This window comes from Alkalispirochaeta americana, assembly GCF_900156105.1.
Lineage (GTDB): Bacteria > Spirochaetota > Spirochaetia > DSM-27196 > Alkalispirochaetaceae > Alkalispirochaeta > Alkalispirochaeta americana.
In genome coordinates, this window is the sequence record NZ_FTMS01000012.1 from 58,153 (window position 1) to 83,126 (window position 24,974).

The following is a 24,974-nucleotide window of genomic DNA, read 5'->3' on the forward strand; positions in this document are numbered from 1 at the left end:
AGAAAGTGAGTGTTCCTGCCATGAGAAGACCCTTTCCGCGGAGGGCCGAGGCCGATTTCTCCCGGTTCCTCGAGAAAAATCCGCAGATTGAGGAGGATCGGGAGTTTTCCCTGCGCCTGGCCTCGCACTACGCCGACCTGTATCGCCTTGTCTCGCGTCTTTATGGTGCTTCCGGTGGTATCCGGGAGCTTGTGGAATCGTTCTGCCTGCTCCTGTGGCAGAAGCGGCAGGACCGGGATTCCCGGCTTCGCCAGATTGATCGGGAGCGGGTTTCCCGGGCGGACTGGTACCGTCAGGGTGATCTGGCAGGGATTCAACTCTACGTGGACCGCTTTGCCCGGACCATACCGGGAGTTACGGAAGAACTCGATTATTTCCAGGATCTGGGAGTGAACATGCTTCACCTCATGCCCCTTCTGAAAACACCCCGGGATCATAACGATGGCGGCTATGCCGTCTCCGATTATGGTGGCGTCCAGGAGGACCTGGGCACCATGGAGGACCTGCGAAAGCTCTCCTGCGAGCTTCATCAGCGGGGTATGGTTCTCGCCCTGGATTACGTTCTGAACCACACCAGCGACGAACACCCCTGGGCGCAGGCGGCCCGGGCCGGTGAGGGGTGCTATCAGGGGTATTATTTCACCTACCTCGATCGGGAGATCCCCGATCGCTTTGACGAGACCATGGCCGAGGTCTTCCCCGAGACCGCTCCGGGAAACTTCACCTGGATCCCCGAGATGAACCGCTGGGTCATGACCGTTTTTCACCGGTACCAGTGGGATCTGAACTATGCCAACCCCCGGGTGACCCGGGAGATGGTGGGGATTCTCCTTGATCTGGCGAACCAGGGGGTGGATATCCTGCGTCTCGATGCGGTGCCGTATCTCTGGAAGCGCCTGGGCACCTCCTGCCAGAACCTGCCCGAGGCACACCTGTTGCTGAGACTCCTGAACGTTTGCGCCCGCATCGCGGCTCCCGGCCTGGTCTTTATCGCCGAGGCGATCGTCCAGCCCCGGGAGATCGCCCGGTACTTTGGCGAGGAGGAGTGGGCTGGCCGGGAGTGCGAGCTGGCCTATAACGCCTCACTCATGGTGCTTTTGTGGGATGCCGTCGCAACGGGTCGGAGCGCGCTGCTTCAGCGGGGGCTCCGGGAGCTCCCTCACCCGCCCGGGGATACGGCCTGGCTGAATTACGTGCGCTGCCACGACGACATCGGCCTGGGCTACGACGACCACCATCTGCGGGACCAGGGCTGGGACCCCCGGGCTCACCGGGATTTCATGGTTCGCTACTTCACCGGCGAGTTTCCCGGCTCTCCCGCCAGGGGGTTGCGGTTCATGTATAATCCCCGCAACGGCGATGCCCGGATCAGTGGTACCACGGCGAGTCTTGCAGGAATCGAGGCCGCTCTGGAGTTGGATGATCCGGCGTTGCTTGAAGAAGCCCTGGCCCTTCAGGTGGCGCTTCACGGGGTAATCTTTTCCCTGGGGGGGGTGCCCATCGTCTACGCCGGTGATGAGCTGGGCCTCTGTAACGACTATTCCTTTGCTGACGAGCCCCATCTGGCGGGGGATAACCGCTGGGTTCATCGCCCCTGGATACACCGGGAGGATCGGGTCGGGCGGCTTCGAGAGGGAACGGTGGCGCACAGGATTTTTCATGAACTGCAGCGTCTGCTGGCGGTGAGGCGCTCCACGGCGGCGTTGCGAAGCGCCTCGGTGCCCGAGGTGATCCGCCAGGGGAATCCCCATGTTCTTTCGTATGTCCGGACCGGCTCTGGAGGAGAGACCGTGCTGGTCCTGATGAACTGTTCCAGGGCCGTCCAGCAGGTAGGCGAGGAAACGCTTCTGCCGGCAGGTCTTGGCCCGGGGGCTGTGGATATTGCCCACCGGGGACGGGTTTTCGGTGTGCCCCTTCGCCTGGAACCCTATGATTTCTGCTGGCTTACGAGGTCCAGCGCCGGGTATAGCGGCTGATCTCCTTGAACTTTCGCTCCAGACCGCGGTCGTTCATGTAACGAACTTTGCCGAAGACGGGCCGCTCCTTCCAGGGGCGGTCGTGTTTTCCGAAGCACCAGGCCACACCGGCGTAGCCGTTGGGATCCCGGCCATCGAGCTGGTAGGTATCATTCAGGGTAATTGCCCGGGAGAAGGCTTCTTCGGGATCGGGGGACCACTCGAGAATTTTTTTACCCCAATACATTCGCATATACCCATGGATCCTGCCGGAACGGAGCATCTGGTGCTGTGCCGCGTTCCAGTAGGGGTCGTGGGTCTCGCCTGCTTCCAGCTGGCGGTACGAGTAGGTCCAGGGACGCCGATCGTCACGGTGTTCTTCCAGGGTGGTGCGGGCCCATTGGGGAAGGCCCTGGTAGGAGTCGTAGTGGGGGTTATAGAAGGTGTAGTTTATCGCCAGCTCCCGGCGGACAATAAGTTCTTCCAGAAGGGTCTCTACTCCCGAGGCGTCTCCCGGTTCCAGGACCGCTTCGTGATAATCAACCGCTCTCAAGGCGATCTCCAGGGGAGATATCTGGCCAAAGTGAAGGTACGCGCTCATGCGGGAGGTCCAGTCCCGGTCGGGAACGTTCCTGAGTTCGCTGTAGCGGGAAAGGCGTTCTTCCAGGAAACGGGTAAGTTCCCGGGCTGCTGCGTCCTCGCCGCCGGGGAGCGCCTCTTCCAGGGGCTCGCCGGGAACGGAATCTGCCGGGGGTAGCGCTGCGGCAGGAGCCAGAGGTCCCCGGCTGTTCCAGTAAGGAACCGGAGAGAGTGGTTGAAGAAAGGTGTCTCTCTGCCGCGTTATGCGCGGCCGGAAGGTGGCGGCGCTGTACTCCTCTTTCACGCTGGCTGTCTCCACCGGGACAACCACGTTGGTGTCAACCTGAATAACCGGGCAGGGGGCCTGCCGGGCCAGTTCGTCCCGCCAGCCGCGCTGTATCCGGGTGTATCCCCGGTCGGTAACGATGGAAGAACTCTCTCCGGCCAGGCGCAGGGCCACTCCGGGAGGGTCCCCCTGGTGCAGAACAAAGGGGATTCCCCGGCTGGAAAGGTTTGCTTGTACATCGGCAAGCCCCTCCAGAAGAAACTGGTAATGCCGCCGGGAGGCCTGGGGATAGTTCCAGGTAAGGACGAAAAACACCTCCAGGGAAACTTTTCGGTGGTTTGCCAGGTGTATTGCGTATTCCAGGGCGTGGTTGTATCGGGTGCGGATTGCTGCCTGCATCCAGTATCGCACAGGTCCTGGAGGGAGGGGGGCAGCCCCTCGGGGCGGCGAAAGAAAGGAGATTCGGTCTTCCTGATTCATGGGGGTAAGATACTACCTTGGAGAACCGATAGTATAGACGTGGGGAGCCTATGAAAAGTACCAGTCCAGCCATTTTGCTTGTCGATGATGATCCCGTGGCGCTGCAGATTATTCAAAGAATTCTCCAGGCCAACGGCTTTGGAAATGTGGAGCTCTGCAGCGAATCGCTGGAGGCTCTGGAGATGGTGAAGACCCGTTCCGTGGCAGTGATGCTTCTGGACCTGTTTATGCCGAAACGGTCGGGTTTCGAGGTGCTTCAACAGATGGTTCAGGACTTCCCCGATATACCGGTGATCGTTCTTACCTCGGATGACACCATCGATGCGGCGGTGCGGTGCATGAAGATTGGAGCCTTCGATTTCATGACAAAGCCGGTGGACCGTCATCGCCTTGCCAGCGCGGTGAATCACGCTCTGCGGGTTCGGGAGCTGGAGAAGCGGCTGACCCTCTTTGGCGAGGAGCCCCCTGAAGAGGTCGCCGGCCCCCGGGAACCGGGAGTATTTTCCGGGATCATCACGCGCTCGCCCCGGATGCAGGCGATCTTTCAGTATATTGAGGCAATCGCTCCCAGCCCCAAGGCGGTGCTTATCACCGGCGAGAGCGGAACGGGAAAAGAACTACTGGCCCGAGCGATCCACCAGGCGGGGGATCGGGAGGGGCCTTTTGTGGCGGTGAACGTGGCCGGTCTGGACGATGTTCTTTTCTCGGATACCCTCTTCGGGCATCTCCGGGGGGCCTTTACAGGTGCAGATCGCTCCCGGGGCGGTTTGGTCGAACGGGCCCAGGGGGGGACGCTCTTTCTTGACGAGATCGGTGATCTGGAGCCCCTGAGCCAGGTAAAGCTCCTGCGCCTGATCCAGGAGGGTGAGTACTATCCGCTGGGATCAGACGAGCCCCGCCAGGCCTCAATCAGGATTGTGGCAGCCACCAACGCCGATCTTCTGGAACGGCAACATCAGGGAACGTTTCGCAAAGACCTCTATTATCGCTTGGTGTCCCATCGCATACGGGTTCCGGCACTGCGGGAACGACGTGAGGACATACCCTTGCTGGTGGATCATTTTGTGGCCGAAGCAGCAGCCGAGCTGGGAGAGCCTGCTCCCGCTGTCTCTGACGATGCCCTGCGGTTGCTCGCCCGGGCTGGCTATCCCGGGAATATCCGGGAGCTTCAGGCGATCGTGGCCGATGCCGTGAGTCGTGCCCGGGGTGGGGAATTGCCTCTTTCGGTGATCCGGGAATACTTTCGAACGACTCAGGGGGAATCTGTCCGGGGAGATTTCGGGGAGGATCAGGGAGTTCGCGAGGGGGCCGGGGTCTCCCCCGGGGGCGGTCGATCCCTCGCGGCCGGTGAAGTTTCTCCCGAGGGGTTTCAGGGGGAGCGCCTCTCCTGGAGTGGCTCTTTCCCGATGCTTGCAGAGGCCGAGCGTTTCCTGATTACCGAGGCGCTTCGACGCTGCGACAATAACCAGACTGCTGCTGCCCAGCTTCTGGGTGTCTCTCAGTCCACTTTGAGCCGGTGGTTGCGGAAAAATGCCCCCGGTCAGAATGCATAGCTATGCAAAATGCATGATTCTTTCCATGCATTTTGCATGGACCCCTGGTGTTTTTCGGTCTTCCGCGACGACCCGGGGTGATCAATTTATTTTTCTGGCCTTTTAATTTATTCCTGGACAATAAGATGGGTTTCTTTGTCTCGTTTTCCCATTTGTTGGCATGTATCTTGCTATGTATTTACTGTGATCCCCCGGGTAACCCAAGGGTGCGGGGGGGTGTGTAAAAAAGTAAAAAATGCAGATGTAAAAAACAGGTAAAAGACAGGTAAAAAAACAGGTAAAGATGTAACAAGTGATGTAATATGTAAAAAGGCGGTTGCCTTTCAGGCAGGTTGCTCGGCGTGGCGTAGTCCCCGCTGGTTTGTATTGTTTCTGACTCCCTGGAGAATCCCTCCGTTGTATCTGGTTGCAAAGGGATGGTTTTTTGGGTATAAGTCACGGTAGGGAGGAGCGTAGCCTGATGAAAAGCAGAGGTGCCCGGGTATGAATGAAAAGCCGCTTGAGGGGTTGCGCCCTGATGGTACGCCGTACCGTGTCCTGGTCGTCGATGACTCGATCTTTGTAGCGAAGCAGCTCACCCAGATTCTCACGTCGGCGGGTTTCGAGATCGCCGCCACGGCAGAGAACGGCGAAGAGGCGGTGGAAAAGTACAAGGAACTGTACCCCGCCGTCGATCTGGTCACGATGGACATAACCATGCCCAAGCTGGACGGCGTGTCGGCGCTCCAAAAAATTATCGACTTCGACAAAGCCGCCAGGGTCATCATGATCAGCGCTCTGGGTAAAAATGACCTCGTCAAAAACTCGCTCATGATTGGCGCAAAAAATTATATCGTGAAGCCTCTGGATCGAAAGAAGGTGCTGGAACGGATCGTTCTCGCCCTGGGCTGACAGACGCGTTGGGTTCTTTCCGCTGGATTCTTTCGCTTCTCTTCCACGCTCTGGCCGTGGTTTTTCTGGTTGCCACAGCCTCCTTCTTTCTTCTCCAGGTCATACCTGGCGATCCCGCGGCGGTGGTGGCGGGCCTTGACGCCGACGAGGCAACCCTCGCGACGGTGCGTCGCTCCATGGGGCTCGACGAGGCGGTCTATCTGCGCTACCTCCGCTGGATTTCCGGACTTCTCCGAGGCCGCCTGGGCGATTCCCTGATCCAGGGCAGGCCTGTGGAGGAACTGATCGCCCAGCGCTTGCCGGTAACGCTCTCTCTTGCGGGAGCAGCGTTGGTGTCCAGCGTTTTTATGGGGCTGGCGATGGCCCTGGTTGGTTCTGCCAGCCGGATCGGAGAGCGCCTGGTGCGTATTCTTGAGTATCTGGCCTTTGCCTTTCCGCAGTTCTGGGTGGCGTTGCTCCTGATTTATCTCTTCGCCTTCCGTCTGGGATGGTTTCCTCTCTTTGGCGCCGGGGAGCCGGGATCGCTGGTGCTGCCTGCTCTCTCTCTGGGGATCTCCAACGCGGCCGTGGTCTCCCGAACGGCCAGAGCCAGCCTGAAGGATCTCCTCCGGGGAAACCACGCTGCGGCTGCCCGGGCTCTGGGGATCTCGCCCCGAAGAATTTTCCTGGTCCACCTTTTGCCTCTTGCAATGATTCCCTTGCTGCCGGTCCTGGTGATTCAGGCCGGGTATCTTCTGGCCGGAGCCATCGTGGTAGAGCAGGTCTTCGGCCTTCCCGGGGTGGGCCGTCTTACCCTGACGGCGATTGTCCAGCGTGATCTGCCGGTCATTCAGGGCAGCATTGTTGTCTTTGGTCTTGCCTTTCCCCTGCTGAATGCCCTGGGTGATTTTCTGGTGGGTCTTCTGTGGCCCCGGTTGCGTCTGGAGGGCCGGTAATGAAAACGGCGGGAATTCAGGTGAGAAATCTCCGGGTGGAGACCCTTCAGGAAAAAAACCCCCGGCTTCTGGTGGGTCCTCTGGACCTGAGGATACTGCCTGGGGAAATTCTCGCCCTGGTGGGCGAGAGCGGGAGCGGAAAAACCCTGACCCTTCGCGCCCTCGCCGGTGTTCCTCCCCGCGGCCTGGGTATTACCGCATCTCCCGGCGATCTTCCGCTTTCATCGCGGTGCGGAATGGTCTTTCAGGACCCTTTCAGTTACTTCAACCCCCGGTGGCGGATGTTTCGTTCCATTGCCGAGGTTCTTCGGGTGGTGCGCAAGGTTCCCCGGGAGAAGATTGCTCCTTTGGTGGAATCACTCCTGGAAAGTGTAGGGCTTTCCCGGGAAGAGGGTGAGCTTTTCCCCTTCGAAATGTCGGGGGGAATGGCCCAACGCAGCGCTATCGCAATTGCCCTGGCTGTGGATCCTCAGGTGCTGTGCGCTGACGAGGCCACCAGTGCCCTGGATCCGGCGACGAGGGACCGCATCCTCCATCTCATTGCCGAAATATGCCGCCAGCGATGCATGGCTGCCGTGGTCGTTTCTCACGATCTGCCCGGCTTGGTGGGTCACGCCGATCGGGTGGTGGTCATGTACCGGGGGCTCGCCGTGGAAGAGGGGGCTGCCGAGGTCGTTTTGCGCGAGAGCCGCCATCGCTATACCGATTTTCTTGTGCGGTGTCACCCGGGCATCCACACCCGGGGCGGGAAGCTTCCCGAAATTCCGCCCGATGCCTTCAAAGCCGAAGATGAGGTGTCTCAGCACCAACGAGGATGTCCCTTTGCCGGACGATGCCCTGGTGCAGCCGAATTGTGCCTGCAGGAGATGCCTCCCTGGCAGGGCGGATCAACCCACAGGTTTCGCTGTTTTTACCCCGCGAGAGGAACCACGCCATGATCAGCCAGGGATCGCCGGTGGTGGAGCTGCGGGGGATCTCCCGGTCCTACCGCTGGCGGGGAACGGTCCGGTCCGTGCTGAACGATCTGGATTGTACCATTCTGCCTGGCACCGTTACGGGCATTCAGGGAACATCGGGAACGGGAAAGACCACCCTTGCCCGCGTTCTGGCTGGCCTGGACCGTTCCTTTTCGGGGGCCCGGTGGCTGGCAGGGGATCTTCCCGACGCAGCGGTGCAGATGGTATTTCAGGATTCCCTGCAGGCTTTCAACCCCAGGTTGTCCCTGGAGATATCCCTTGGTGAGGCTCTGGCAGCGTCGGGGCAGCTCTCCTGGTTGGGTTCCCGCCGGGAAAGAAAGGTTCTTCTCTCCCGGGCAATCGCCCAGGTGGGGCTGGAGCCGTCTCTGCTGCAACGGACTCCAGGGCGCCTCTCGGGAGGGCAACGGCAGCGGGCGGCCATTGCCAGGGCACTGCTGATGAATCCGGCCGTGCTCGTTCTGGACGAACCCGTGGCGGCTCTGGATCTGAGTATTCAGGCCAGGATTCTTAATCTCCTCCAGCGTCTTCGGGAAGAACGGCTTCAGGAAGCACGGCCGATCGCGCTGGTTGTGATCTCCCATGATCCGGCGGTGCTGCGCCATTTGTGTGGAGAAATCTATTCCTTGCAGGAGGGAAAACTATGGCGGGAAGAATAGCAGGCAAAACGGGGAAGACTCCCCTGGCGGTGGTGGTTCTGGCTGTTTTGACGGGGCTCTTGATGCTGCCGGCCTGGGCCGGTGCTGCCGGACGGACAGAAGAGGACGCAGCTCCCGGAACCAGGCTGGTCTATGGAATCTCGGGGGATCCCGACACCCTTGATCCTCACGCTACCACGGGAACGCTCACTTTCCAGACGATGCGAAGCGTCTACGACACTCTGGTTGAACCAGATCAGGAGGGGGAAATCGTTCCCGCCCTGGCCTCGTCCTGGGAGGTTTCCAGCGATGGCTTGCGGTGGGTCTTTGAGTTGCGTCAGGGTGTCGTCTTCCATGACGGACAGGAGTTCACCTCCCGGGACGTGAAGGCCTCGCTTGAGCGTCTTCGCGATCCTGATTTCGCCTCTCCCAGCTCCCACGAGTTTGCCGTGGTGGATCAGGTAATCCCCCACGGGCCCTGGCGGGTGGAGCTGGTTCTCGCAGAGCCCCACGCGCCGCTTCTGGCAACCCTCGCTTCGGGGTGGGCTGCCATGCTCCCGGCAGATCGCATAACCCAGGGCCATGATTTTGGAGCGGAACCGGTGGGAACCGGTCCGTTCCGTTTCGAGCGCTGGCTCCGGGACAGCGAGATACTCCTTTCCCGCAACGATTCCTACTGGATGGAGGAGGCCCCCTTCCTGAAGGACGTGCAGTTCCGTGTTATCACCGAGCAGGCGGTGATGGCCCAGGCCCTGGCGCGGGGGCGCATTGATGTTGCCGATATCGTGGTGGAACCGGAGCTCTCCTTTTTGCGGAATACCGATGCGGTGAAGCTCTACGAATCGACCTCGGCCCTGGTGATGGTGCTGGCGATCAACACCAGAAGGGCTCCCCTTGATCAGCTGGAGGTGCGACAGGGAATCAACGCGGCGATCGACAAGCAGGCCGCTCTGGATATCGCCTATGCCGGGGGGCAAGTGGTGGGAACCTTCATGGATGTTTCCAACCCCTACTACGCCGACTTTACCGACCTGTATTGCCATGATCCGGATTTTGCCAGAGAGGTAGCAGACAGGACCTCCTTCGATCGGGATCTGGTGATCGTTTTACCCCAGAACTTCGAACCCCATGTGCGGGCCGGAGAACTCTATCACGAGATGCTTCGCCAGGCGGGATTTCCCGTGAGAACCCAGCTGGTAGACTGGTCAACCTGGCTGAGTGATGTCTATCGGGGCGGGCAGTTCGATCTGACCGTGATTGGCCACACGGGCAAACTGGATCCCCACGGCCGGCTGGCCCGGTATGGTACGGAAAAGACCTACGTGGGCTGGGAAGATGAGGAAACGGCAGCAGCAATCGAGGAGGCTCGGCGGGCCCTCGATCCGGAGAGGCGCCGTGAACTCTACGGAGAGGCGTTGCACCGCATGGCCCGGGAGCTGCCCTTCGTCTTTGTGGGGAGCCCCTACCGCTATGTGGGGCTGAATGCTGCGCTGGAGGGCTTCTTTATGGACAGCCAGCTGGATACACCGGATTTGCGTCGTGTCCGATTCTCTGCGGACTGACCGTCTCGGGGCGGTGGCGGCCCTGGGGCTTCTGATCCTGGCAGGGCTTGCAAGCCTTGCAGCGGTCCCCCTGGCGGGGGACCCCCTGAATCAGGATCTGGCCCGGATGTTCTTGCCGCCCCTGAGTCCGGGGCACCTTCTGGGGACGGATCATTTGGGGAGGGATGTGCTCAGCAGGGTGCTCCACGGAGGGCGAAGTTCCTTCCTGGTTTCCCTGGGGTCGGCGGGGCTCGCCGCCGTGCTTGGAACCTTTCTGGGGATCGTCTCGGCCATGGACCGCAAGGGAAGTCTTGACCGGCTTTTGCAAGTTCTCAACGATGCGATCCTGGCCTTTCCCACCATTCTTCTGGCCATTACCGTGGCTATCATCTTCTCTCCGGGGATCTACCAGGTCACGGTTACCCTGGGAATCGTCTTTGCCCCCGTGCTGTACCGGGTTTCCCGGGTTGAGGCGCGGCGGGTGATGCAACAGGAGTTTTATCAAGTTTCGCAGATGCTCGGGACGGGTCGGGTCCTGCGGGGTATCCTGCACCTTTTGCCCAACGTGGTTCCCCAGGTGCTGGTTCAGAGTGCCAGTCTCGCCGCTCTGGCGATCGGGACCGAAGCAGCTCTCTCCTTCCTCGGATTAGGCGCACAGCCGCCGAATCCCAGCTGGGGCCTCATGTTGAACGACGCCCGGCGATATCTTCTGGATGCACCGTATTTGTCGATTATTCCCGGGGCTGCCGCTGCGCTCCTGGCGTTTTGTTTTCAGTTCCTCTCTGATTACGGAGCCGAGTTCTTCCACCTCCAGGAGTAGCAACCGGCAGGGTGGGTCCCTGTTTGCTCCGGGTGGATCGATCGAGGATCAAACCCGGTTTCCATCGCTTTACCTCCCCTGATTCATGGGCTACACTTGCTTGCATGAAGTCCTATCGCTACTGGAAGAACCTTTGCCTGGGGATGTTTCTCTGCGGAGTCATTCTGCAGGCTGCGTCAGCGGAGCAAAGACCCGTCGTTTCCCCGGAAGAGCAGGCCCGGTACGAGGCCCTTCAGGATGAAGCCCGTCGAGCCTACGGGCAGGGGAATCCCCAGGAGGCGCTTCGCCTCTATGAAGAACTCCAGAACCTGGCCCCCGAAGAGGGGGATATCGCCTACAATCGGGGCACCCTGCTCATGGATCTGGGACGCTACCAGGAGGCGATCGAAGTTTTCTCCGAGGCCGAAGAGCTGGGAGCCCTCTCGTCCCGCCTCTTCTATAATCGGGGAATCGCCTTCACCAAAACAGGGCATCTCCACCGGGCTCTTCGCGACTACGATCGGGCCTGGGAAAAAGCCCCCGAGGATTCAGCGATCCTGAACAACCGGGGGGTGGTCCTGGTTCGGCTTGAGGACATCCAGGAGGCGATCCGCAGTTTTGAGCTCGCCCACGAGTACACGCCCGATTATCCGGACCCCCTCTTTCACCTGGGAACGATCTTCTACGACCAGGGCGATTTTGAAGAGGCGATCGGGCGATACCGGCTTGTTCTGGAAATTGACGATTCATTCACCAAGGCCCGATTCAATCTGGGAAACGCCTTGTACCAGGTCGGAGAGTTTCGCCAGGCCTTCGAGGAGTTTCTGTTGCTCCACCAGCAGGATGGGGAGAACAGCGACGTCTTGTACAATCTGGGGGTGAGCGCCGTGGCCGCCGCCGAAGAAGCCCGGCAGGAGAAACCCCGGCAGGAAGAAAGAGAGGAAGACCATGGCGATTCGTAAATATCTTGACGGCAAGAACGTTTTGGTCATCAACAGCGGAAGCTCCTCTCTCAAGTACGAGGTCTACGATATGCCCTCCCGCACCAGCTTGGGGAAGGGCACAGTGGAACGGATCGGTTCCGATGACAGCTTTCTCAAGCAATCAGGCTGGAACGGGACGGTTGACCTCCGTCAGCCTTTGGAGTCCCACGGGGCAGCGCTGACCCTCATGACCGAGGCGCTCACCGATAGCCAGAATGGCATTCTCACCACTCTTGACGAGGTCTGGGGAGTGGGGCATCGGGTGGTCCACGGAGGGGAAAAATATTCGTCCTCCGTGGTGATCGATGATGAAGTTCTGGCAGCCATCGAGGAAAATATCGAGCTGGCGCCGCTGCATAACCCGGCCAACCTCACGGGAATCCAGGAATCAATGCGGCTCCTCCCGGGGCGTCTCCAGGTGGCTGTCTTCGATACCGCCTTTCACCAGACTCTCAGCCCCGCAGCGTTTCTCTATGGGCTTCCCCGGGAGCTCTACGAAAAGTTCCGGATTCGCCGCTACGGATTTCATGGAACATCGCACCGCTACGTGTCTGCCCAGGCTGTGCGTTTTGCCAAACGGGCTGTGGAAAACACCAACGTCATATCCTGTCATCTGGGCAACGGAGCCTCCATCACGGCGATCCAGAACGGCCGCTCCGTGGACACCTCCATGGGATTCACGCCCCTGGAGGGTCTCCTCATGGGAACCCGCAGTGGCGATCTGGACCCCTCGATTATTTTCTATCTTCTCGAACGGGGCTACTCTGCAGAAGAGCTGAAAACGCTTCTCAACAAGAAAAGCGGCCTTTTGGGGCTTTCGGGAATCTCCAACGACCTTCGGGATCTGGAAGAAGCAGTAGAACGGGGGGATCGCAACGCGATCGAGGCTCTCGATGCCTACGCCTACCGGGTGCGAAAGTTTATCGGTGCCTACGCGGCGAATATCGTGAAGGTTGATATCCTGGTCTTCACCGGCGGGATCGGACAGTTCGGTACGCGAATGCGGGAGCGGATCTGCCACCGTCTGGAGAATCTGGGGATTGTCATGGACTACCGGAAAAACCTGGAGAACGGAAACCGCGAGGGAATCATCTCCAAGGATTATTCTCCCACCACGATCATTGTGGAGCCCACCAACGAGGAGCTGCAAATCGCCATCGATACCTACGATCTGGGGAATGTCTCCGCTACATGAGCCTTCTTACCGCAACAGATTTTCACCAGTGGGTTCGTTGCCGGCGGCAGTGGGAGGCGGGGGAAGGACCTCTTCCCCGGGATATGACGAGCGAAGTAAACCTGCGGGAGACGGCTCGGGCCGTTGCCACGGGGCAAGCTCTCTTTGCACAGGATGCTTGTGATCTGCTCCCCCGGCAGGCCCGGGAACGGCAGGTTCCCCCCGCGGCCTGGGTGCTGCGGGCCGAAAGCGTTCCGGCGGAGATGTCCCTCTGGGCAGAGGAGACTGCCGCCGCTGTGGCTCGGGGAGAGGCCTTCATAAACGGGCTGGTTATTTTCGGAGGTCTGGCCCTGGTGGTGGACTGGGGCTATTTTCACAGCCGGGGAGGGGGGTGGGAGCTTTCCTTTTTTCGCCCGGCCACGGGGTTGCGGGGAATCTACGAAGATGAGGCAACCCTGCTTTTTGAGGCCTGGCATGGCCAGGGTTTTCCCCTGGCGGGAATACATCTGCGCTATCTGGGCAAGAACATTCGCCCTGATCAGTCCTGGTCCCGCGACGAGTGGCGAGAACTCTTTCGGGAGAGCACGCTCACAGGTCGTGCCGGGAAAGCTCTGAAACGGGTCTCCCGGGAGCGCCAGGAACTCCAGGACCACGCCGCCCGGGAGGAGCGAGGCCTGCCCGAAGACTACCGTTGCCGCCAGGGGTGCCTTCTCTGTGAAGCTCCTCCCCCGCAAGTGGCAGAGGCGCGATACAGTGTGCTGACGCTCCACAAGGGGCGCCATCTGGGACGGGAGTTGCAGGCCCGGGGAATCTGCGATATCCGGGAGATCGATCAGTCCCGGGAGAAAGCGCTCACCGATCGTCAGCGTCGTCAGATCAGCTCCGTTCTCTCGGAGCGCCTCTTTATCGACCATCAGGGGTTGGCCGCCTTCCTTGAACGCCTTCAGTGGCCCCTCTTCTTTCTCGATTTCGAAGCCTACTCGCAATCGATTCCTCCCTTTGCGGGGCTTGCTCCCTACGAACATACTCCGGTGATCGCCTCGTTGCAGCGCCAGGACGAGCCGGGAAAGAGTGTCCAGCCCGGCTGGTTTGCGTGTCCTCCCGGGGAAGACCGGCGAGAGGAGTTCTTTCGATGGCTCTCCCGGGAGGTCGGAGACCAGGGAAGCCTGGTGGTCTTCAGCAAACCCTTCGAATCGGCCATGGTACGGCAGCTGGCCGCCGTGGCAGGAGAGCCCGAGCGGGGACGCGCTCTGGTGACCCGTATGGTTGATTTGCTTGAGCCCTTCGCTGATTTCCTGGTGTACCATCCGCAGCAGTGCGGCAAGGTTTCCCTGAAACGGGTCCTGCCCCTCTTTACCGAAGGCAGTTATGAGGATCTGCGCGTTCGCGACGGGCTTCAGGCAAACCTCTGTTGCACCCGCTGGGCAGACCGGGCTGCAGGAAGAGCGAAGGAAGCGGTTCGTTCCCTTGGAGCCTGTGCCGCCGAGGGAGCGAGCCTCTTCCTGGAAGAGGAGCTCTCCGGGGAGTCTCCCGGCAGGGAATCCTATTTTGCCTCCCTGGAGGATGTCTGCGCCTATTGTGCTGTGGATACCCGAGCCATGGTGGATCTGGTGGGGGCCCTGGGAAATCTGCTGGAGGAGTCCTCGTCCTGAGCGCCCCCCACGGGCTTGAGAGCGCTCCTTTTAGCGAACCTGGAAGTAGGGGATGCTGGCGGCCATCTTGTTGGTTCTGAGGGAAACGTAGGTTCCCCGCAGGATTTCCGGGTTTGCCTGCAAATAGAAGCGTACAGGAGCGGTGGGGTCCAGGATTCCGATGGACCCGCTTCGGGGGTCGACCTGGATATTAATGCGCAGGTCTTCCTCCAGGAGGATCGCCAGATCTTCCATGGTGAGGTTGACCCCCCAGGGTTTCAGGGCTTCCACGATATCAAGGCTGACAAAATCATCAACCAGGAAGTTGCTCAGCTCGGGGTTTCTCGCCAGGAGGGGATCCCGGGCCAGGTCCATAACGCTGTTGGTGGTGCTCTGGTAGAGCTGGGCCCGCAACCCGTAGTGTTCCGGTCTGGTCAGGCGGGTTTGCTCCCGCGTGTCCAGGTTCATCCAGAGCAGATAGCTCTCGCCGCTTCCCCAGGCGCGCCGGCCCCTGGCAGGAGCATCCACGCCCAGGTGAATTCCAAAACCGGCGTGGAGTTCAGGAGCCTCCTCAAGAGGCTGCTCGCCGAGCCCTCCCGAAACGTAGCGGATGGAAAACTCCAACTCGTAGGGCTCGTCCTGAGGAACCCGTCGATCGGCCCTGGCCAGAGGGTCCCGGGGATCCTCCTGAATCAGGCGTCCCTCGCGAACAGTCCACTCCCCCGCCCCGGGATGCCAGTTGTGAACCGCTGAAAAATCGTCCCGTACGAGGGGAGCTCCAGAGGTTTCTGCTGCGGCGGGGGCGTGTCCCGCTACAAAAAGCAGGGCCACAAGAGAATATGCGGTACAGGCAAGGTGGTTCTTCACGGACATCTTCACAGAATCTCCTGGTGACACGATCTTTCCGGTCACGAAGCTATGATAAAGGTGATTGTCTTTCGGGGCAACCTCGTGGACCCGGGAAGAGCTCCCGGTGTAGACTGAGACTATGGAAGATAGCCGAGAACTAGCAGGATATCAGCGGGCCTTTCTCCTGCGCCAGGCCCACCGGCTGAACGCCGTGGCGACGGTGGGGAAGCAGGGGCCTTCCGAGAGCGTGCATCGCCACGTGGATCAGGAGCTGGACAATCACGAACTGATTAAGGTTCGTTTTTCCGATCACAAGGACGATCGCCGGGAGATCGCCCAGGCTCTAGCCCGGGAACTTCAGGCCACCCTGGTGGCGGTGGTGGGCCATGTGGCCATACTCTATCGGCCTTCCCGGGATCCGGAACAGCGAAAACTCCATCTGCCGGAACGTCCCCGGGGAGGCCCCCTGTGACGAGTCCCTCTTTTGCCTGCCCTCGCCAGCCTGCGCTTCTTGTAGAGCAGGGGGGCTTTCTCCGGCTTCCCGAGATTCTGCGGAACCAGGGGTTCTCCCGGCCGGCGATCATTACCGCCGGGGGCTCGCTTCGAGGACGACCCCAGTGGGATAGCCTCCTGAAACGCCTCGGGGCGGAACAGTGGCGCTGGTATGATCAGTCGGTGCAGGGTGAGCCTGGTCCCGCCCTGGTGAACAGTATGGTGGACCGGGTGCGGACCGAGCTGCCCGATTGCGATGTGGTCGTGGCTGTTGGCGGGGGCAGCGTTCTCGATGCAGCCAAGGCCCTGGCTGCCGGATGCGCCATGGCGGCCGGGGAGGCCGATCCCCACAGTTTCGACATCACGGCCTATCTGGAAGGAGTTGGTGATCGGGAACCTTCGGGGGCAACCCTTCCCCTGATTGCCTTTCCTTCCACGGCCGGAACAGGCAGCGAGGCCACAGCGAACGCTGTGCTCAGCACCATTGGCCCCGGGGGATTCAAGAAATCCCTGCGCCACGATAATTTTATCCCCCTTTTGGCGGTGATCGATGGGGATCTCCACAAAGGGTGCCCCCTTGAGATCACCCGTGCGGGCGGGCTCGATGCAATTACCCAGCTTCTGGAGGCCTATCTCTCAACCCGGGCAAACCCTCTCACCGATGCCCTGGCTCTTCAGGGGCTGACCTGCGCAGGCGAGGCCTTCCCCGCCTTGCTTCAGGGTGAGGATACGCCTGTCCTGCGGGAGAAGATGGCCCTGGCGGCCTACCTCAGCGGGGTCTGTCTGGCAGCAGTCGGACTGGGGCTGGTTCACGGCTTTGCTTCTCCCCTGGGGGCGATGCGGAATATTCCTCACGGGGCGGTCTGCGGCATCCTGCTGGGACCTGTCAGCCGCCGCACCCTTCGGGAGGCTGATGGTGATACCGTTGCCCGGTATGGTCGAGCTGCCCGGGCTCTGGGACTCTCGCCCTGTGGCGAAGTTCTGGCAGAAACGGTGCAAACCTGGGCAGCCCCTCTGGGCCGGCTCGGTGATTACGGCTTTACCCGGGAGGATCTGGACCTGGTTGTGGCGGGGACGGGACTGAAAAACCATCCCCTCACGCTGGACAAGGCCGCGCTGACGGCGTTGCTTGGCGAGGTGCTATGACGTTTCTCACGGTCTGTCTCAACCCGACCCTGCAGAAAACCCTGGTCTTTGACACCCTTGGTGTTGGCGAGGTCAACCGGGCCAGGGAGGAACGGCTCGATGCCTCGGGGAAGGGTGTGAACGTTACCCGGGTTCTTCGCCAGCTGGGGGAGGACGTGGTGCATCTGACTCACGCCGGGGGCAGGGATCGCCAACTCTTCGAGGCCCTCTGCCGGGAGGATGATCTCTCTCTGGAAATCATCTCCTGCGAAAGCCCCTTGAGGACCTGCACGACCCTTCTGGAGAGAGCCACAGGCAGTACCACGGAGCTTATTGAACCGACCCGGCCGGTAGAGGCCGACGTGGAAGGCCGGGTTTTTGCACGGTACCGGGAGCTTCTCCCGGGGGTGGAGGTGGTAGTCATCTCCGGTTCCACCGCACCGGGCTACGGGGATGATCTCTTTGCCCGGATGATCGCCGAAGCCCGTCGCGCCGGGTCTCTGGTGATCGCTGATTTTCGTGGCGAACCGCTGAAACGGGCTTTGGCCAACGAGCCTGATCAGCGGCCCCAGGTGATCAAGCCCAATCTGCAGGAGTTCGCCGCCACTTTCTTCTCCGGTGAGGCTGCCAGAATTGGCGAACATACCGGTGACGCCAAGACCCTCGATCTGGCCCGGGGGGTCATGCAGGAGCTGGCCGAGTCGGGGGTCCGGGTGGTGCTTACCAGAGGCAGGAACCCTGCGCTCTTTCTGGACAACCAGGGGGTATTCCAGGAAGCTCCGACGATTCCGCTGGAGCCGGTAAATACCATCGGCTGCGGCGATGCCTTTACTGCCGGTTTCTCGGTTTCCTTTGCTCGGGACGGAGACCTTGCCCCGGCTGTCGAGGCCGGTCACGCCGCCGCTGCCATGAACGCCGTGCTTCTCAAGCCCGGGAGTATCCGCGAGAGCTCCCGCGACCGCTGATTCCGAGAGAGACTGTGGTTTCAGGAAAAAGCAGAGAGTATTCGTTCCAGCCGCCGCCGATAGTCCCGGGTGGAGCGAAGAATCCTCTCCCGTTGAAGCAGAGCCCACTCGGTTCGGGTTGTCAGAAGAGGCCATTGGGGCAGATCGAGGAGGACAAAATCCAGTCCTGAATCGATGAATCCCGGATGTTCTTCCTGGAGGCGGAGACGGGCGAGAAGGCTCTCCAGGGCCTCCCGGCGCAGAGCCTGCCCGGAAGGGCCTCCGGTTTCACTTCCTGCCTGCTCCATGGCAGGGGCAGGGGGTGATTCCTGGAAGCGGGAGAGAAGGTCTCCGGTCGGTATCAGCGTTGCCCCCGTCTCAAGCCCTTCGCCGTTCAGGCAAAAAACGCGCAGATCCGGCAGGAATCGCTGCAGCTCTGTCGTGGTGTGGTGCATTTGGAGGGCCTGGTCTGCCAGAATTGCATCTCCCCGGGCCGGTTGGCCTGTTCGCAGAAGCACATCCCGTCGGGGCCGCAGAAGATACTCGTGGTTCCCGTCGCGCCGCAGGAGGCGGGTCATCTCGCTTCGCATGCGCCGGTCCCCGGCGGTGAGGTGTGCATGGGTCCGGGGCAGGCGGTAGTGAAAATCGATTCCGATAGTGAGCACCGTTCTGACTCCCAGGAGCCGCACGAGGATATCCAGCGCTGCCGGTGCCACGGAACCACGGGGCGATACCACAGGAATCCCTGCGAGCACCTGCGAGGCAGGGTCCGGGGAAAAGAATGAGACCTTCCCAAAGCGGCTGACGAAAAAGCTGCGCTGCTCCGGAAGGAACCGGCGGGGGATAGTGGGGTGAACCGTGAGGTCGGCAATCAGGGTCGTCCGGTCCCAGCGCCAGGGGAGAAGATCCTTGGCGTTGGCCAGCTGGCTGTCCATGGCGACGATCACCTCCGGTTCCAGCCCTGCCTCGGCCAGGGCGGGCAATGCTGTGTCCAGGGCAATCAGGGGGACGCCACGACCCTGAAGAGATCGGGCTGTTTCCAGGTGGTTGTCCAGATCGCAACCGGCCCCAAGGAGGACCGCCCGGGAGAAAGAGCAGCTTTGGGCCACCTTCTGCAGGGGCGTCTGTTCCAGGCAGGCGTTGGCCAAAAGATTCGAAACCCAGCGGCGTCCCAGCCGGATCTGGGTCCCCCGGTTTGACCAAAAGCGCTGGACTATTTCGCGCAGATTCTCTTCCAGGCGAGCGTAGGCGCTTGCATGAAGTCTGGCTCCTCCCGTGGCATGGACAGCCGTGACCCTGCGCAACCCCCTCTCTTCCACAAGGCGACGTGCTCCCCGTATCGCTTCATCCCGGGAGGAGGCTCTCAGGCACCGATGGCACGGGAGAGGAGGGAATTTGCTCAGGGGATGGCTGCCAAGGTGGAAGAGGTCCTCCTCAAAATCCACCAGGAGCAGGGCTGTAGTGGAGGGGAGGTCGCCCAATAACTCCGTCATTCCTTCTCCCAGAAGCGGAGAGAAAACAACAAGGAGTGTCTGTTCGGGAAGAGGGGTCGGGAAGCGCCGGAGGAAGGACGCCGTACCGTCGCGACCGCTCAGGCGACGTCCTCCCAGCGAGATAGCCACCCCCGAAGGGGTGGGATCAAGACGAAGTCTTTTCTCGTTGTCAGGTGTTGCCAAGAACGTAACGGTTGAAGGCCTCCTGGAAAAAATCGTCCAGGAGCTCCTCCTTCACGTAGCTGGATGAAACATCATCCATCAAGAACTGGCGGAGAATCATGTCATAGGCATCGGCGAGAAAGGAAACATCCTCGGGATCCACCTGGCGTTCCTCGCGGAGGCTCAAGACGATGGCTGATCGCCGTAACATCACCGGCTCGCTGACTGCCCCCTCTTCCAGGGAGAAGGCTGTGATCAGCAAATCCTCGCGGGAGGCTGCTTCGGCAAGATCGGGAACGTCCGGAACGTTCCAGGGGGTGAAGAGCTGAAGATTCCCGTAGTTGATAGGCAGGAAGGGGGTTTCGTGGATCTCTTTCCCCCATTCCCGGGCAACGCCCTCCAGCAGGCCCTCGCGGGATGCCACGGCAAAGGCCTCCGCCTCGTCGCGGACGAAGTCCTGGATTTTCCCCTGTTCGAACATCTGCATGTAATCCCGGGCTTCCTGAAGCAGGCGGGTGTCATCGGTGCTGAACTGTGCAGGGGCCTCGTCAGCACGGTAGAAGGACCAGCCCGAGGTTGTCTCAACCAGATCAGAGAGATCCCCTTCGTCCATGGTGGTGATCGCCGTCAGATCCTGGGGATTCAGCAGTTCCTGCTGAACTTCGTATCCCCAGATTCGCCCGATCTCTCCGTTTTGATCAGCAAAGAGATCCCGCGAGTAGGTTCGGGCCAGCTCTTCGAAGGGGGTTGTCCCCTGGCGGGCCCGGGTGAGAATTTGCTGCCCCTCCTCGCGGGTGGCCAGGGTTATCACCGAGAGGTTTAGCTCGCTAAAGAGGTCCCGGTTTGTTTTTGCGTATTCAGCGATCTGCTGATCGGGAAAACCTGAGAAGGGAAAGCGCACGATATGGAAAGACCGTTCCGGTCCCGCCATGGACGCGATAAAGGAAGCTTCCCGGGAGCTTGCCCGGCTTCCTCCCAGAAGATCTTCGGCAATGAGATCGAAGCGCTCCGATTCCTGGTGAAGGGTACGCAGGGCGAACTGCTCCTGGTTTCCCAGGGCGCGGTAGGCGGCGCTGTTAAACCGTCCGTTCTGCATGAATCGGGGGTCCTGAGCGATCAGCTCATCCACCCGGGCTTCGCTGACGCGAAGATCCGAGCGGTCTCCCTGCTGGAGAAGGGCGGTGCGCATGATTGCCCTGTTGAAGGCTTGCCGCCAGGCGATGCGGAGCTGCAGTTCCAGATCCAGCTCGCCGTGGGTGTCGCGCAAGGATTGGGCTATCGTTTCGTACTGGCGGGCAAAATAGTTGCCCGGGCGGTAGGCGATCTCTTCGCCGTTGTAACGACCAAAGATGATCCTTCCTGAGGGTTGTCCGAAGCCACCCACAGCGGGTACACCTACAAAGGTTACCACCACCAGAATCAGAATGACCACACTGCCGATATAGAGCAGGGTATTTCGGGTGGACCGGTGGGCGGGTTTGTTGTTGGCACTTTTTGTGCGACTGTCTGACCGGATGCTACCGGTCTCTTTGGAATCTCCCATGAGCTTGAATCTTCCTCTCCAGAGAGCGTGATGTGAGGTGCAACGGTAGCATGTGACCTTCCGGCTGTCAACGAACCCCCGATTGCCCCAAGGGATGGATCTCCGGGGTGATCTGTCCGGGGCTTGACCAGACGCCCTGCCTTTTGATAGATTCCCTTTCTGTATTATCGGGCTGTAGCGCAGGGGCTAGCGCGCGCCGTTCGGGACGGTGAGGTCGGAGGTTCAAATCCTCTCAGCCCGACTTATCCCCCTAGTCACACACCTCTGGTCGCGGAGTGGCCTTGTTTCCTGCAGGTTCCCCTGATCATCTTCTCCAAGACCAAGAAGTCCCTGCCGGACGTTGGGGGAGAAGCGATCTTTTCCGCGGGGTGTCCCTAAACCAGAGGCATTCCGGTGCCGACCATTAAAAGCGGAAGTAATTATGCGGCACATGTTGACAGCTTTGATTGTTCTCGTTCTGGCTGGGGGTGCTGCCTGGGGGCAACCCACGGAGCACGAGGTGAAACGGGGCGAGACGCTCTATGGAATAGCCCGGCGCTACAATATATCGGTTCAGCAACTCTCCGAGGCAAATCGCCTGGAGTCTCCTGATTTGCTTCTGCCGGGCACCCTCCTCACGGTAGCCCGCCACCACGAGGTTCGCCGGGGCGAGACCCTCTACGGAATAGCCCGGCGGTACCAGACCACGGTGGAAGACCTCAAAAGATTAAACACGATTGAAGGAACCACCATCCGGGCGGGCCAGCGTCTGCTGGTACCCCTGACGGGGCCGGCACGCGCGGTTCCGGGAAGCGCGGAGACCTCTCCCCGGGCCGCCGCAGACCAACCGTCCACTACAGAAGGCGATTCCTCCGGGGCAGTGGCTTCCAGGGATTCCCGAAAAGACGATGACCAGACAGGCGACTCTCCTGACTCCTCTCGGGAGTCTCCGGAGAGGCCATCACTGATCCCGTTGGCCCGACAGATGGAGGCTCCCCTCTCCTATTCCCAGGGAGGGACATGGCCCGTGGTTGGAGAGCACACCCTTCTGAAGGGAAAGCTTCCGGGTGTGTTGATTCGCGCCGACCGGGGGAGTCCCGTCTCCGCCGTGGCGGCGGGGCGAGTTGTATACTCCGGTCCCCATTCAACCTTTGGAAACGTGGTATTTATCCAGTCTCCCCAAGGCTATATCTACGTGTACGGAGGGCAGGAGCGTGTCCAGGTAGAGGTGGGCCAGGCTGTTTCGGCCGGGGCCACCCTGGGAACTGTGGGTACCAGCCCTGCCGAATCGGGGGGAGCAGCGCTCTATTTTTCGGTATGGCGCGGAGAGTCTTTTGTGGACCCCGAAACGGCTCCCCGCGGCTAGAACAGGAGAAATTGCCCGATACTTCCCGGTTTTCGGACCTTTTCCAGGGGCTGTAAAAAAATTGTTCTCGGGAAAACGTTTTCTTTTTCTTTTCGCCCGTTTTTATCGTGGGATATTCTTCAGGTGGTGATAGAATTGTAAGAAAACAAAAGGTACGGGGGCATCTGAATGGGTTCGACAGCAACACGGAAAGGACGGGGGCGTTCCCGTTTATCGACCGACTTGATTGACTCTGGAGCAGTTGCGCGGTCTGCACCTGGCGGGCGCGAAGGCCAGGCTGGAGCGGGGGATACCGACCCCCTTGCCTTTTACCTCAAACAGATTTCCCGGTACGCCCTGCTCAAGGTGGAAGAAGAGCAGGAAATCGGTCATCGTATACAGGATCTGCGCGCCAATCTGGAAGCTCTCCGCTCCGGTGAGGAAGATCACTCCTACACCCGGGACGAGCTGGCCCGGGAGATTCTTCGCCGGGAAGAAGCACTGCGGGTCTGCAAAGCCCGGATGATCAACGCCAACCTGCGCCTGGTTGTGTCCATCGCCAAGAAATACCAGAACAGGGGGCTCTCTCTTCTTGATCTGATTGACGAGGGAAACATCGGGCTTATCGAAGCAGTGGAGCGCTTTGATTACACCCGGGGGTGCCGCTTTTCCACCTACGGAACCTGGTGGATACGGCAGGCGATTATCAAGAGCCTGGCGGACAAAGGGCGGGTTATCCGGATACCGGTGCACATGCTCAACACCATCAAGAAATGCTTTTTTGTATCCAAACATCTCACTCAGGAACTCGGCAGGGATCCTCTCAGCGAGGAAGTATCGCAATACCTCAATGTTACCCCCGACAGGGTCCAGGAGATCAGCAGGCTTTCCCAGGACACGGCGTCCCTCGATATCACTCTGGACGACGAAAGTGGTACTCGCCTTTCAGACCTCATTGAGGATGACCACCAGGAGCAACCCTTCGATCTGGCCTTCCATCTAACCCTGCAGGATACCATTGAGGGAGTCCTGGAGGAGCTCAGCGAGCGGGAGATGCGGATTATCAAGCTTCGCTTTGGTCTGGGTGGTGAGGGGCCCTACACCCTGGAGGAGACGGGGCGTTTTCTGGGGGTCACTCGTGAACGGGTTCGCCAGATTCAGGAGAAGGCCCTGGAGAAGTTGCGGGAGAACGCGATCATCCAGGATTTTCGCCATCTCTATTGATTATTGGTGCAGCGTGATTATTGGTGCAGCGATTAATCTGAGGGCGACTGGCCTTGAGGGGAAGCGACCGCCTCCCCCGGAGGTCAGGAGCCTCTCCTCAGAATTATGAGGATTTTTTTGCCCGGCGTGTTCCTGCCGGGCTCTTCTTTAGTATATTAAAAGCCATGTGGTTTGGTAAGGAATCCGGGAAGAGTGGTGCTGGTGGAGATCCTCAGGAAGATCTCACACCCGTGACCACCCGTGGCGGGGACGACGGACGAAGTGGCCTGCTCGATGGCTCGCGGCGGTTCAAGGATGATCCGGTCTTTGACGCCCTGGGTTACGTGGACGAAACCCAGGTGGCCTTGGGCTGCTGCCGGGCTGTTGCAGGAGCACCAGAGACAGCCTCGGACCCTCTGGTGAAATCATTGGTTGGGCAGATTGAACAGGAACAGTACAAGCTTCTTGTGGCTGGCGGAGTCATGGCCTGCCCGGTGAACGTCCCCTTTGTTGCGGGACAGGAGATTATCACCGACGCCGATGTGGCGCGTCTGGAAGAGAGGATAACCTGGTGGCGTCAACGCGCCGAGCTGGAGCCCCGATTCTTCGTTGCTGGTGATTCCCTTCTGGGCGCCGAGTGCGATAGGGCCCGCACGGTGGTTCGCAGGGCGGAGCGGGCAGTGGTTCGAGTGGTTCGCGCCCAGGGGAGGGAAGAGCAGAAGGCGGTCTCCCGCTACCTCAACAGGCTCAGCGACTGGTTCTTTATCCTCGCCCGTTGGGCTGACAAGGGGTTCCCTCTGGCCGACTGATCCGGGTTTCCCGGCGGGCCGTGGTGGATGGAGAGGGCCCGGCCGGGTCAGCCGACCTGGTGATCGTCAGAGCAACGCAGGTCCCAGAACTCCAGGGAATCCCCTCGCAGAAACATCTCGCCCTCCACGGATTTCCCCTCAAGAACGGCGGGAAGCCAGAGAATGTCGTCTTCCCACATCTCTGTGTAGGGAATCTCCTCCTGGGGGCACCAGAAGGGAAGGGCCTCGTCGGTTTCGCAGAGGGAGCCTTCCCAGGACGTGGCGGTAAAAATGTGGACCTCAAGGCGGTAGCCGTCGGCAAAGGCAAAGCGTAACGCTCCCTGATGTCTGGGCTCGCTTGGAATGAGCCCTACTTCCTCCCGGGTCTCGCGGATCGCCGTATCCCGGGGCGTCTCCCCCGGTTCCGTCTTGCCGCCGGGGCCGTTAATCTTCCCTGCTCCCAGGCCCCGCTTTTTTCTGATCAGGAGCAGCCACCCCGGTTTCCGCAGAAAACAGAGCACCGCCGTATCATCGGGGCGATAGCTGCTCCAGTCCAGGGGCGAAGAAGTAGCGCTTTTTGCCAGGGATCGGGGGAAAGATGTCTCGAGTGAAGCCCTTTTCATACCGACTCT

General features: G+C 60.5%; 22 protein-coding genes and 1 tRNA gene. 18 read left to right on the forward strand and 5 right to left on the reverse strand.

Annotated features, from left to right (window positions below; translation table 11 throughout):
- The first annotated feature begins 20 nt into the window (after positions 1 to 20).
- On the forward strand, positions 21 to 1,976 hold the full coding sequence (locus tag BW950_RS09925) for an amylosucrase (RefSeq protein ID WP_076489147.1): 1,956 nt from the start codon (positions 21 to 23) through the stop codon (positions 1,974 to 1,976).
- On the opposite strand, the gene BW950_RS09930 is transcribed toward BW950_RS09925, so the two are convergent.
- Positions 1,945 to 3,300, reverse strand: a complete 1,356-nt coding sequence (locus BW950_RS09930) for a deoxyribodipyrimidine photo-lyase (protein WP_076489148.1) — start codon at positions 3,298 to 3,300, stop codon at positions 1,945 to 1,947. The genes BW950_RS09925 and BW950_RS09930 overlap by 32 nt on opposite strands.
- 50 nt (positions 3,301 to 3,350) lie before the next feature.
- Between BW950_RS09930 and BW950_RS09935 the strand changes: the two genes are divergently transcribed.
- From BW950_RS09935 to BW950_RS09980, 10 genes are all read left to right on the forward strand, one after another.
- Complete coding sequence (locus BW950_RS09935; RefSeq protein ID WP_076489149.1) at positions 3,351 to 4,853, forward strand: sigma-54-dependent transcriptional regulator; 1,503 nt, start codon at positions 3,351 to 3,353, stop codon at positions 4,851 to 4,853.
- A 483-nt stretch (positions 4,854 to 5,336) separates the two neighbouring features.
- A complete protein-coding gene (locus tag BW950_RS09940; RefSeq protein ID WP_076489150.1) occupies positions 5,337 to 5,744 on the forward strand; it encodes a response regulator in 408 nt (135 codons plus the stop codon).
- 8 nt (positions 5,745 to 5,752) lie between these two features.
- A complete protein-coding gene (locus tag BW950_RS09945) occupies positions 5,753 to 6,679 on the forward strand; it encodes an ABC transporter permease (protein WP_076489151.1) in 927 nt (308 codons plus the stop codon).
- Positions 6,679 to 7,617 (forward strand): oligopeptide/dipeptide ABC transporter ATP-binding protein, encoded by a 939-nt coding sequence (locus BW950_RS09950; protein WP_076489152.1) that lies wholly within the window; start codon positions 6,679 to 6,681, stop codon positions 7,615 to 7,617. The genes BW950_RS09945 and BW950_RS09950 overlap by 1 nt, the downstream gene beginning before the upstream one ends.
- On the forward strand, positions 7,614 to 8,312 hold the full coding sequence (locus tag BW950_RS09955) for an ABC transporter ATP-binding protein (protein ID WP_159438777.1): 699 nt from the start codon (positions 7,614 to 7,616) through the stop codon (positions 8,310 to 8,312). Before BW950_RS09950 ends, BW950_RS09955 begins: the two co-directional genes overlap by 4 nt.
- A complete protein-coding gene (locus BW950_RS09960) occupies positions 8,297 to 9,853 on the forward strand; it encodes an ABC transporter substrate-binding protein (protein WP_076489153.1) in 1,557 nt (518 codons plus the stop codon). Before BW950_RS09955 ends, BW950_RS09960 begins: the two co-directional genes overlap by 16 nt.
- The gene (locus BW950_RS09965; protein ID WP_076489154.1) at positions 9,831 to 10,652 is read left to right on the forward strand and encodes an ABC transporter permease; all 822 of its coding nucleotides are present in this window, start codon (positions 9,831 to 9,833) and stop codon (positions 10,650 to 10,652) included. Before BW950_RS09960 ends, BW950_RS09965 begins: the two co-directional genes overlap by 23 nt.
- A 104-nt stretch (positions 10,653 to 10,756) precedes the next feature.
- Positions 10,757 to 11,593, forward strand: coding sequence for a tetratricopeptide repeat protein (locus tag BW950_RS09970; protein WP_143559198.1), 837 nt, complete (start codon positions 10,757 to 10,759; stop codon positions 11,591 to 11,593).
- Entirely contained in the window at positions 11,580 to 12,809 is a 1,230-nt protein-coding gene (locus BW950_RS09975) for an acetate/propionate family kinase (protein ID WP_076489156.1), read from the forward strand. The genes BW950_RS09970 and BW950_RS09975 overlap by 14 nt, the downstream gene beginning before the upstream one ends.
- A complete protein-coding gene (locus tag BW950_RS09980) occupies positions 12,806 to 14,440 on the forward strand; it encodes a DUF2779 domain-containing protein (RefSeq protein WP_076489157.1) in 1,635 nt (544 codons plus the stop codon). The genes BW950_RS09975 and BW950_RS09980 overlap by 4 nt, the downstream gene beginning before the upstream one ends.
- Positions 14,441 to 14,470: 30 nt before the next feature.
- On the opposite strand, the gene BW950_RS09985 is transcribed toward BW950_RS09980, so the two are convergent.
- Positions 14,471 to 15,298, reverse strand: coding sequence for a hypothetical protein (locus BW950_RS09985; RefSeq protein WP_143559199.1), 828 nt, complete (start codon positions 15,296 to 15,298; stop codon positions 14,471 to 14,473).
- A 109-nt stretch (positions 15,299 to 15,407) separates the two neighbouring features.
- Between BW950_RS09985 and BW950_RS09990 the strand changes: the two genes are divergently transcribed.
- The 3 genes from BW950_RS09990 to BW950_RS10000 are packed head-to-tail and all read left to right on the forward strand — an operon-like array spanning position 15,408 to position 17,850.
- A complete protein-coding gene (locus tag BW950_RS09990) occupies positions 15,408 to 15,740 on the forward strand; it encodes a YhbY family RNA-binding protein (RefSeq protein WP_076489159.1) in 333 nt (110 codons plus the stop codon).
- Positions 15,737 to 16,906: an iron-containing alcohol dehydrogenase gene (locus BW950_RS09995; protein WP_076489160.1), complete on the forward strand. Its 1,170-nt coding sequence runs from the start codon at positions 15,737 to 15,739 to the stop codon at positions 16,904 to 16,906. The genes BW950_RS09990 and BW950_RS09995 overlap by 4 nt, the downstream gene beginning before the upstream one ends.
- Positions 16,903 to 17,850, forward strand: coding sequence for a 1-phosphofructokinase family hexose kinase (locus BW950_RS10000; protein ID WP_076489161.1), 948 nt, complete (start codon positions 16,903 to 16,905; stop codon positions 17,848 to 17,850). Before BW950_RS09995 ends, BW950_RS10000 begins: the two co-directional genes overlap by 4 nt.
- 20 nt (positions 17,851 to 17,870) lie before the next feature.
- Here BW950_RS10000 and BW950_RS10005 read toward each other — a convergent pair whose 3' ends face one another.
- Positions 17,871 to 19,505 carry a 6-hydroxymethylpterin diphosphokinase MptE-like protein gene (locus tag BW950_RS10005; RefSeq protein ID WP_076489162.1) on the reverse strand — a complete coding sequence of 545 codons (1,635 nt, stop codon included), beginning with the start codon at positions 19,503 to 19,505 and terminating at the stop codon, positions 17,871 to 17,873.
- Positions 19,492 to 21,027 carry a peptidylprolyl isomerase gene (locus BW950_RS10010; protein ID WP_076489163.1) on the reverse strand — a complete coding sequence of 512 codons (1,536 nt, stop codon included), beginning with the start codon at positions 21,025 to 21,027 and terminating at the stop codon, positions 19,492 to 19,494. Before BW950_RS10010 ends, BW950_RS10005 begins: the two co-directional genes overlap by 14 nt.
- A 168-nt stretch (positions 21,028 to 21,195) precedes the next feature.
- On the opposite strand from BW950_RS10010, the gene BW950_RS10015 reads away from it, so the two are divergent.
- The 4 genes from BW950_RS10015 to BW950_RS10030 all read left to right on the forward strand — a co-directional run bounded on the left by BW950_RS10015 (position 21,196) and on the right by BW950_RS10030 (position 24,363).
- Positions 21,196 to 21,268 (forward strand) — tRNA-Pro (locus BW950_RS10015).
- A 180-nt stretch (positions 21,269 to 21,448) separates the two neighbouring features.
- A complete protein-coding gene (locus tag BW950_RS10020) occupies positions 21,449 to 22,372 on the forward strand; it encodes a LysM peptidoglycan-binding domain-containing M23 family metallopeptidase (protein ID WP_076489164.1) in 924 nt (307 codons plus the stop codon).
- Between the two features lie 168 nt (positions 22,373 to 22,540).
- A complete protein-coding gene (locus BW950_RS10025) occupies positions 22,541 to 23,575 on the forward strand; it encodes a sigma-70 family RNA polymerase sigma factor (RefSeq protein WP_234969085.1) in 1,035 nt (344 codons plus the stop codon).
- Between the two features lie 164 nt (positions 23,576 to 23,739).
- Entirely contained in the window at positions 23,740 to 24,363 is a 624-nt protein-coding gene (locus BW950_RS10030; protein WP_143559200.1) for an ATP:cob(I)alamin adenosyltransferase, read from the forward strand.
- Between the two features lie 47 nt (positions 24,364 to 24,410).
- Here the strand turns inward: BW950_RS10030 and BW950_RS10035 are convergent, their stop codons facing one another.
- Positions 24,411 to 24,965, reverse strand: coding sequence for an 8-oxo-dGTP diphosphatase (locus tag BW950_RS10035; protein ID WP_234969086.1), 555 nt, complete (start codon positions 24,963 to 24,965; stop codon positions 24,411 to 24,413).
- Positions 24,966 to 24,974 lie beyond the last annotated feature (9 nt).